The sequence below is a fragment of the Flavobacterium sp. EDS genome, from assembly GCF_020991525.1.
Taxonomy (GTDB): Bacteria; Bacteroidota; Bacteroidia; order Flavobacteriales; family Flavobacteriaceae; genus Flavobacterium.
Genome location: NZ_JAJMOZ010000030.1, coordinates 1 through 10,724, shown reverse-complemented (window position 1 = coordinate 10,724; position 10,724 = coordinate 1). Strand labels below are relative to the sequence as shown.

At 33.6% G+C, this 10,724-nt stretch carries 4 protein-coding genes; all 4 read left to right on the top strand.

Features of this window, described 5'->3' with window-relative positions; genetic code table 11:
- Positions 1-849, top strand: an 849-nt coding sequence (locus LPB87_RS20450; protein WP_230729200.1) for a T9SS type A sorting domain-containing protein, incomplete at its 5' end; no start/stop codon positions are given.
- A gap of 124 nt (positions 850-973) precedes the next feature.
- The gene (locus LPB87_RS20445) at positions 974-6,544 is read left to right on the top strand and encodes a DUF5977 domain-containing protein (protein WP_230729199.1); all 5,571 of its coding nucleotides are present in this window, start codon (positions 974-976) and stop codon (positions 6,542-6,544) included.
- Between the two features lie 4 nt (positions 6,545-6,548).
- On the top strand, positions 6,549-10,016 hold the full coding sequence (locus tag LPB87_RS20440; RefSeq protein WP_230729198.1) for a DUF6443 domain-containing protein: 3,468 nt from the start codon (positions 6,549-6,551) through the stop codon (positions 10,014-10,016).
- A gap of 44 nt (positions 10,017-10,060) precedes the next feature.
- Positions 10,061-10,633, top strand: a complete 573-nt coding sequence (locus tag LPB87_RS20435; RefSeq protein WP_230729197.1) for a hypothetical protein — start codon at positions 10,061-10,063, stop codon at positions 10,631-10,633.
- Positions 10,634-10,724: the final 91 nt, after the last annotated feature.

The following is a 10,724-nucleotide window of genomic DNA, read 5'->3' as shown; positions in this document are numbered from 1 at the left end:
ATTGACGCTGTTGGATCCATAGAATGGCAAAATACCTATGGCAGTAATGGAGACGATCAACTGTATGTCATTCATCAAACCCAAGATGGAGGTTATATAGCAGGAGGAAACTCAAATAGCACACAACCGCTTACTACATTGGGTGGCATGGTAGGAAACGGTACCGATTATTGGGTACTAAGACTAGATGAAAAAGGCGAAGTCATTTGGAGTAAAACCTACGATTTTGGGAAAGTAGATATCCTGACTTCACTTGTAGAAAATAAAGACAACACGTACTTAATTGGTGGGTATGCCCAAAGTGAAAACAAACATCCCACAGAAGGACTAGCAGGAAAAGCTATGGGATTGGTAAATAAAGAGAAAACAGGAATCAACGATTATATCGCTTTAAAAATAGATGAGAAAGGAGAGGAGCTCTGGAAGAAAACAGTAGGGAGTGCAGGCGAAGATATCTTACGCAAACTCATAGAGACTCGAGATGGAGGCTATCTTATGGCAGGAACCTCAAACTCTAGTGCATCCAAAGATAAAAATGGTAGTATAGGAGGAAATGATTTTTGGGTAGTCAAATTAAAAGACAAGACCAAGGTAGAAAAAGTTAAAATAGATATAGAAGCAATACCAAATCCTGCAGTAACATTCACTAATATCATCATAGGATATGAGTATGAAAAAGGAACTGCAATGGTTGTAGATATGATGGGGCGTATCCTACAACAATTTCCTATAACCGACAGAACCGTCCCTATTGATTTAGGGCAATACCCCGAAGGTATTTATATCGTTAATATAAAAACCAATGTAAAAACAGATGGTATTAAAGTAATAAGAAGAGGGAAAAACTAATTCTACTTGAAGATAAGATTGTTTTATAGAATTTATTGAAATAGTCTTTTTTAAGAACCTAATATTATGCCTATCTGTTTGATAAATAGAATACAACCAAAATAGACCATTACATAAAATAATTATGAATTATAAGCCATTAATTAAGGCAAAATTAAAACATTTACGTTTTAGTATGTCTTTTTATAAAACACTTTTAATACTACTGTTTTTACTGAAAATTTCAGTATTGACAGCTCAAGAAGAACCAATTAATATTTTACCACCTTCTATCGATAATTATAATTTCACAAAATACGGAGGATTAGAAATGGGAAATAATAACGGAGGCTTTTCCTATTCTGTTCCACTTCATAATATTAAATATGGGGGAATGAATGTTCCAATTTCTTTAAGTTATTATACTGATGGAGTAAAAGTTAATGATATTGCCGGGATAGCAGGGATGAACTGGAACCTTATGGCAGGAGGAATGATTACTAGAGTGGTTAAAGATCGGCCTGATGAAGACCTAAGCACCGAAAAGTTCAGACCCGATACTGAATATATAAAGCACATTGTAGATGGAGGTTATACAGACGCTTACTACCTAGCAAACATTAAAGAAGATGCTATGAAACTTTGGAATACAACTTATAATTCAAAAGGGAGTAAATTTTTTAACTGGTTAGATACTGAACAAGATGCATTTAGTTTTAATTTTAATGGACATAGTGGAACTTTTTATATTGACGACAATCAAATTTATTTAGATAGTGATGAGAATGGGATAAAAGCAACATTTGAAGTAGTTGTTGATGGTTTTACAAGATCACTTAAATTTACCTTTATCACTGCCGAGGGGATTAAATATACTTTTGGGGGGAGTCCTGATTTTGTAGAGAGCTCTGAGATCACCAGTAATTGTTCCAGAAATTATGAAGAGCCAATCCCTACGGCTTGGGTTCTGAAACAAATTGAATTTCAAAATCAGTTTGTTAATTTTTCATACACAAATATATTCAAGCATTATCCTTATGATTATTCTCAAAGTGTAACTTACAGGTTCTCTGAGGATCATTATCGCTGCCCAGATCCAAGAACGATCTCTAATTGTACGTCATATTTTCGTAGTACTAATACAAAAGTATTGAGCCAAATCGATTTTGGTACCTCTAAAATAAAACTTAATTATTTGACTCAGAGAGAAGATTATTACGATGGTTACCTGCTTGATGAATTGATTGTTACTAATGGTTTTGAAGATGTTGACAAAATAAATTTAAAATATCTTTATTCATCTAGTAAGTCTTTTAATGTTCCAAACCCCAATACAAAAGTAAATGATAAAAGAGCATTTTTAGAAAAAATAATATTTAAAAACAATGGTACTCAGGAATTTGAATACAACAATATTGATGGATTAAGCCCTAGGCTTTCGTATAGTCAGGATTTTTATGGTTATACAAATGAAAATTTTTTCAACTCACTTCTTAATGTCACTGCGAATGGTAGTAAAATGAATGAAATTTTCGCGTTGATGATAAATAAATTTCCAGGATTAATTGACAAAGCTGATCGTTCTACAGATACTCAAAAATCCTTATATGGTGTTTTAACTAAAATTATATATCCCACCAAAGGATATTCTAAAATAGCTTATGAAAACAATTTGAATCTTGAAAATTTAGAGACTGAAAAATCGGAATCAAAGTATATAGAGCTGAGTAAAACAAGTTGTCAAGGTTTTAACAATGAGCCTGTTGAATCACATCAGTTTACTTTTATCGGAAATGATACTAGCATATCTTTATCTGCTCATGCTTTAGTAGATAGATGTGAGGGGGTTACTATTGATGACATTCACGACAGACATGGTTTGACTATAAAAGATCTGACTGAAGGAGAAATATTATACAGTTTAGTGATTGATGCTGACGAAGAATTTATTTCTAATGAAACAATATTTCCATCTAGATATCCAACTGATTATCAAGGATTTCAAAGAATATTTCTACCGATAAAAACGAAAAAGGGTCATTTGTATGAGGTAACTTATAGTGTAATGACAAAATTTAATGACATACGTGGTAGCCTTGCTATTTCTTATAATAAATATAATGTAAGAGTACCCACGGTTGTAAATTATAGTGGAGCCAGGGTATTAAGTATTACAGATTATGACGCGAATGATGATATGTATAATTATAAAAAATATGTATACAATGATGTATCGGATCTGATTTCTGGAAAAACATCACTTCACCATAATTACCCACAACACCCTTCTTGGACTATTAGTTGTACAGCACCTACCTGTTTTCTCGAAAATGGTATTAATACTCGTGTTGATTGTGATAATGTATGGACATTTGGTTCTAGTAATTATTCCCTTGCTTTTAATACAAGAGGAAATAGGATTAATTACAATACGATTAGTACCATACTAGCTAATAAGAATGTTATTGAAAATAAATTTTTAGTTAACGATACGGATAACGATAGACCAATAAATGTCCATCGAAAATATTTACAAACTACACCTTACTCAAATACTGATGCCTGGTATGATGGTAAATTAGAAGAAACAACGCTGTACGAGAATCAAGCAGGTGCTTATGTTCCTCGCAAAATAACTAAAAATAAATATGAGATTATAGATTCAAAAAAGTTTCATAATTATAATACCGAATTAGGAATTTCAAACGAACAGGGATTTATGCACATGGAACTAAATCAGGTATTTAATAGAGTAGAGCCTGAATTTGTCGTTGAAGGTACTATCGGACGTTGTACTACTTTAATTTGTTATATAAGAGAACAATTAAGTGTTGAGAAATATTATAATTATTGTAGAATTCGAGCTAAAACACAAACAACAGAAATAGATTTTATAGGAAATAAAGAAATCATTAATATTACTAATTATAAGTACAATACTACCTATCCTTATTTAATAAGTTCTGAATCAACAACAAATTCTGTTGGAGATGTGACAAAAAATGAATATTATTATGCTACTGATGCTACAATGGTAAGTCAACCGTTTGTGAATCAGTTGAAAGATAAAAATATATATTCTCCTGCTTTAAAGAAAGTAACTCTTAAAAATGATAACAAAATATCTGAGCAACTAACAGTTTATGATAATAGCATATTAACAGGGAATTTATTGCTTCCAAAGTTTATTTATGGAGCTAAATTTCCAGGAACAGGTAACTTAGAAAAGAAAATAACCTATGATCAGTATGATGATAAAGGTAATATTTTGCAGTATACTTTAGAGGGAGGAACTCCTGTGTCTATTATTTGGGGGTACAATAAGACACAACCTATTGCAAAAATTGAAAATGTAAAATACTCCACTATCCCTGAATCAACTATTACTAACCTGCAGCGATTATCAAATGAAGACTCAGATAATTGTCTTGGAGATAACTGCACTGAAGAACTTTTAAGAAAGGGATTAGCAGTGCTTAGAAATACTTTTGATGATGCTTTTATTTCTACTTATACCTACAATCCGCTTATTGGGGTAACTAGTATTACAGATCCAAAAGGGTTTTCATCCTATTATGAATATGACTTGTCTAATAAATTAAAATTTATAAAGGATAAGGACTTAAATATTCTTCAAAAATATTGTTACAACTTCAAAGGGCAACAGATAGATTGTAGTGACAACACTTCTACAACCATTGTTTTATATAAAAGTATAGCTCGAAGTGGCTCATTTACCAAGAACAATTGTGCTTCGGGTGGTATTGGTTCAAGTGTAGCTTACAATCAGGTGGCTGGGGTTTCTACTTCAACAATTTCTCAGGCAGATGCTGATGCTATAGGTTTAACTAAATTTAATACTGATGGGCAAGCCAATGCCAATGCTAAAGGGGATTGTACATTTAAGAGTATTGCCAGAAGTGGTTCATTTACAAAAAATAATTGTGCTTCGGGCGGTATTGGTTCAAGCGTGGCTTATAATCAGATAGCCGGTGTTATTACGTCAAAAATTTCTCAGGCAGATGCTGATGCTATAGGTTTAACTAAATTTAATACTGATGGACAAGCCAATGTCAACGCTAAAGGGTATTGTACTTTTAGTAGCATTGCCAGAAGTGGCTCCTTTACCAAAAACAATTGCGCTGTAGGCGGTGTTGGTTCAAGTGTGGCTTATAATCAGGTCGCTGGGGTTTCTACTTCGAGAATTTCTCAGGGAGATGCTGATGCTATAGGTTTAGCAAAGTTTAATGTTGATGGGCAAAATAATGCAAACGCAAGTGGTAGTTGTACTTTTAGCAGTATTGTCAGAAGCGGCTCCTTTACCAAAAACAATTGCGCTGTGGGTGGTGTCGCTTCAAGTGTCGCTTACAATCAGGTCGCTGGGGTTTCTACTTCAAAAACTTCTCAGGCAGATGCTGATGCTATAGGTTTAGCAAAGTTTAATGTTGATGGGCAAGCCAATGCCAACGCTAAAGGGGATTGTACTTTTAGCAGCATTGCCAGAAGTGGCTCATTTACCAAGAACAATTGCGCTTCGGGCGGTATTGGTTCGAGCGTGGCGTATAATCAGGTCGCTGGTGCTTCTACATCAAAAACTTCTCAGGCAGATGCTGATGCTATAGGTTTAGCAAAGTTTAATGTTGATGGGCAAGCCAATGCCAACGCTAAAGGGGATTGTACGTTTAAGAGTATTGCCAGAAGTAGCTCATTTACCAAAAACAATTGCGCTGTAGGCGGTGTTGGTTCAAGTGTGGCGTATAATCAGGTGGCTGGGGTTTCTACATCGAAAACTTCTCAGGCAGATGCTGATGCTATAGGTTTAGCAAAGTTTAATGTTGATGGACAAGCCAATGCCAACACTAATGGTTATTGTACTTTTAGTAGTATTGCCAGAAGTGGCTCCTTTACCAAGAACAATTGTGCTGTAGGTGGAGTTGCTTCAGTTGTGACTTATTATCAGGTTGCTGGGGTTTCTACTTCGAGAATTTCACAGGCAGATGCTGATGCTATAGGTTTAGCAAAATTTAATGTTGATGGGCAAGCCAATGCCAACACTAATGGAAGTTGTACGTTTAAGAGTATTGCTAGAAGTGGCTCATTTACCAAGAATAATTGTGGAATTGGAGGTGGCACAGGTACAAATGTAGCCTATAGCCAGCCAGCTGGTAGCTCAACTTCAATAGTATCTCAAGCAGATGCTGATTCAAAAGGATTACTTCAATTTAATAAAGATGGCCAAGCTAATGCCAATACAAATGGGAATTGTGTCTTTTATAACAAATCCAAAAGTGGTAGTTTTATTAAAAACAACTGTGGTTTAGGAACCGAGCCAGTAGGACCAACTCTGTTTGTCGTTCCAGATAATTCTGTTATTTCTTACGAATCTCAAGCAGAGGCAGATAGTTTTGCTCAGCAGATAGTAAATTCTCAAGGACAGAGCTATGCTAATACAAATGGTACCTGTAAACAGATTTATTTTGATGCACAAGGTGTTTATGAGATCTTATTAAAAAAAATGTTCATAACTCTTACTGCTTCCTCCGCGAATCATAATGGAAGAACATATAATATTGAAATTGTCTATGATACGGCCCAAAATTTCACAAATTATTTAACCGTTCAATTGTCTTTATTACCTGGAGAAACAGAAAAAACACTTACTGTGCCAGTACGCGCATTAACTCATGCACGAATTTCTTTTAATCATATACCTTAATCGTATGAAAAAATATATACCAATATTAATTATGTTTTTGTGCGTAAGTACCAATATAGTGGCTCAAACTTTCAGTGATGATAATTTTATTTATACAATCACCCCAAAAAAGGCCATCAAAGCAGGAAATTTTAATTCACTGACCAAAGACGAAATAAATCAAAATGTAAGTTATTTTGACGGACTGGGTCGGCCAATACAAACCATCGCTATTGGTCAGGGTGATGGTGGACTAGATATTATAACTCCTGTGGAATATGATGGTTTTGGAAGACAGCTGAAAGAGTACTTGCCTTATGCATCATCAAATGGAGGAAATAGCTATGGCAAAATAGATCCAGCTACAGCAATAAATGCTACTGTAAATTATTATAGCACAGTAAAATACGAAAACACCACAAATCCATTTTCAGAAAAGAAATTGGAATCCGCTCCTTTAAATCGAGTTTTAAAGCAAGCAGCACCCGGAAATGCTTGGGCGATGAATAATGGCCACGAAATTAAATTCGAGTATCAAACCAATGAGGATAATGAAGTAAAATTATATAAAGCAACCGCTACTTGGGATGCTGGATTGGGTTTGTATAATATTTCTTTTTTAGATAACGGTCATTATGAAAAAAATCAATTGTATAAGACCATTACCTATGATGAAAATACTACTCCGGAAGCAAAAACAGGAACAGAAGAATTTAAAAATAAACAAGGACAAGTAGTTTTAAAAAGGACTTACGAATCGCAACAAAAACATGATACCTATTATGTTTATGATACTTACGGAAACCTAACCTATGTAATTCCGCCAAAGGCAGATGGAGCTATAACTGAAGAGGTTTTAAACGGATTGTGCTACCAATACAAATACGATAATCGCAACCGTTTGGCCGAAAAGAAATTACCAGGCAAGCAATGGGAGTTTATAGTGTATGATAAACGAGACCGTCCTGTGGCTACAGGACCAGCCAATTCTCCTTTTAATAACGATACAGCAGTAGGTTGGTTAATTACTAAATACGATGCGTTTAGTCGACCAATTTATACAGGTTGGTTAAATTCAACCCCGAATGCATCAAGTAGAAAAACCATGCAGGATGCTCAAGATACAACTGCTGTTATATTCGAAACTAAACAAAAAACTTCTGGTACTATCGATAAAATTGCTGTAAATTATAGTAACGCTATTGAACCGAAAAGTTTCACGCTCCTAACCGTAAATTATTATGATAATTACAGTTACCCAAACGCAGCTAGTGTTCCTACAACAGTTGAAGGACAAGCCGTTTTGGTAAATACAAAAGGACTTGCAACAGGCAGTTGGACAAGAGTATTAACAACAGCCACTTCCATTTTGGGAGAAACTAGCAGTATTTTTTATGATGATAAAGCCCGACCAATACGCAGTTATTTACAAAACCACTTAAGTGGATATACCATCACTGATAATAAACTTGATTTTACAGGAAAAACGTTATACACAATAACCAAACACAAGCGCGAATCAGGAGCAACAGAGCTTATCATAAAAGAAGAGTTTACCTATACGGCACAAGATCGTTTGTTTACGCATACCCATCAGATAAATGGGGGCGTAATACAGCTTCTTTCTGAAAATAACTATGATGAATTAGGGCAACTTAAATACAAAAGAGTAGGGAACAATACAGGGAATCCACTGCAAAAAATTGATTATACTTACAATATAAGAGGCTGGCTAACGGCCATAAATAAAACAGATAATTTAGAACAAGATAGCGATCCTAAAGACTTGTTTGCTTTTAAGATAAACTATAATAAAGTAGATTGGAATTCTAATGCTGCAAAAGCACTATATAATGGTAATATTGCTGAGACTTCTTGGACTACTGGCTCTGATGTTACAGGGGTTATACGTGGGTATGGTTATCAATATGATCAATTAAATCGCTTAAAAGATGCTACTTACCAAACTCCAAGCCTTACAGACAACAAGAATTATTTTGGAGAAAATCTGGATTACGACAAAAATGGAAACATTATGCATCTAGAACGTAAGTTTGTTGCTGGAGTTGGTAGTAATCCATACGCCGATAATATGGATAATTTGGGGTATTTCTATCAGAATAATTCAAATCAATTGATGAAAGTAAGCGATACCTCTAATTCTCCAAAAGGATTTAAAGATGATAGTGATGGTTATAATGACAGTTCTGATGATTATGCTTATGATGGTAATGGTAATTTAATTAAAGACGAAAACAAAAACATCACAGAAATACGTTATAATCATCTTAATTTACCAACCAAAATAACATTTGGCACAAATGGAAACATTGTCTATATTTACAACGCAACGGGGCAAAAACTAGAGAAAATTGTAACTGATAATGGAGTTGTAACTCAAACTAAGTATTTGGGAGGATTTCAGTATAAAAACGATGTACTGCAGTATTTTCCAACAGCAGAAGGTTATGTAAACAATACACCTGTAAATGGAGCAAACAGCTATAATTATGTATTTAATTATACGGATCATTTAGGAAATGTTCGGGTGAGCTACAAAAAGAATGCTCAAAATGTTCTTGAAATTCTTGAAGAAAATAATTACTATCCATTTGGTTTAAAACATGAGGGGTATAATACAGATAATAAACAACCGAATTATAAGTATAAGTATAACGGAAAGGAATTGCAAGACGAACTGGGGCTTAACATGTATGACTATGGTGCTAGGAATTATGACTCCGCATTAGGTCGTTGGATGAATATTGACCCGAAAGCAGAGTTATATTATTCTATGTCACCATATGTTTATGTAGCGAATAATCCAATGAGATATATTGACCCTAATGGAATGGAAATCATTAATGGGGAAACCGCTCGAAGACAAAGACTAGAATCTCAAAATAAAGCACAACAAGAAAACTTAAATAATAAATATAACGGTAATACTAACTTATCTAAAAAAGATTTTGCTTCAAAAGAAGAATATAAAGAGTACAAATCTACTGTTAATTCTTTTGAAAAAATTTCTAATGCTCTTGAAAAAAGTGTAGCAGCAGAAGCAAATATCCAAGCATCAATAGATGACTTTAAAGCTACTGACCCTACAAATTTTGATAAAGCAAATAATTTAACTTCTACAGACAGTAATGGAACTGTACAAAATATTGACATAACCCTTAATGCAGGTAATGCTTATGAATTTGGTGGAGCTGTTACCAAAACAGGATTTAATAAAAATACTGATGGCACTTTTAACAGTATAGCTTCTATAAGTACTACTTTAGATTTTGGTACGATAAAGCCCGTGAGCAATGTTTTAGCTCACGAGATGGGACATGCATATAATAATGTACAAAATCCAACTCGAGCTATGCAAGATACCACAACGCATAATTGCCAAGACCCTTCAAACAGAAATACATTTCAATCCAAAACTGCTATGGATTGGCAAGAAAGGTATGATACATTAAAAGCTCAAAACAAAAAATAAATTTGGTATAATTTTTAAAATAACAAACTAAATAACGATAGAATATGAAAAAACTAATATTAATTTTATTTTTCGCCTTTTCTTTAAATTGTCACTCTCAAACAAGTAGTACTACTAGTAGTAGTATTGAAAGGTCATTTATACTACATTTTATTCAGGAAAATGTTTTGGTAATAAAGGATAAAACCGACAAAAGAAATGTATATAATCCTGAAGTGATAAATATTGAAATAGACACTTTGGGTAATTATGGTTCAGATATTTTATTTTGTAAGTTTAAATTAGGTAAGAACAAAATAAAATCAATGGATGAAAAATTAGAAATTTATCTTAAAACCTCTTCTTGTGATGAATACATCTTGGCTTATAATATTGAGAGTAAAGAGTTTTTTAGAATAAAAGGGTTTAATGGTAATGATTTGTTTTCTCTAATGAAAAGCATTAATCAGTCATCTACTGAACAAAAGTCAATAAAAAAAATACTATCAGAATTAAATGAGATTAACATTGGAGTAGATTTCACAGATATATACAATGCATTGAAAAAATTTAATTTTGAAGCTGATTGTCTTAAAACGTGCTCTGACCCAAAAGAAGCGCATGGCAAAATAAAGTAATTCCCTCCTAAAAACAAGCGAACTCCTACGCAAAGAGCATATAATTCTAAAACAGGTAATACTGATTTAGCTAAATTAGTGGTATATGCGA

Bases quoted from the DNA above. Each gene is read 5' to 3' on its own strand.
- LPB87_RS20445 (WP_230729199.1), top strand. From the start codon at position 974: ATGAATTATAAGCCATTAATTAAGGCAAAATTAAAACATTTACGTTTT.
- LPB87_RS20440 (WP_230729198.1), top strand. From the start codon at position 6,549: ATGAAAAAATATATACCAATATTAATTATGTTTTTGTGCGTAAGTACC.
- LPB87_RS20435 (WP_230729197.1), top strand. From the start codon at position 10,061: ATGAAAAAACTAATATTAATTTTATTTTTCGCCTTTTCTTTAAATTGT.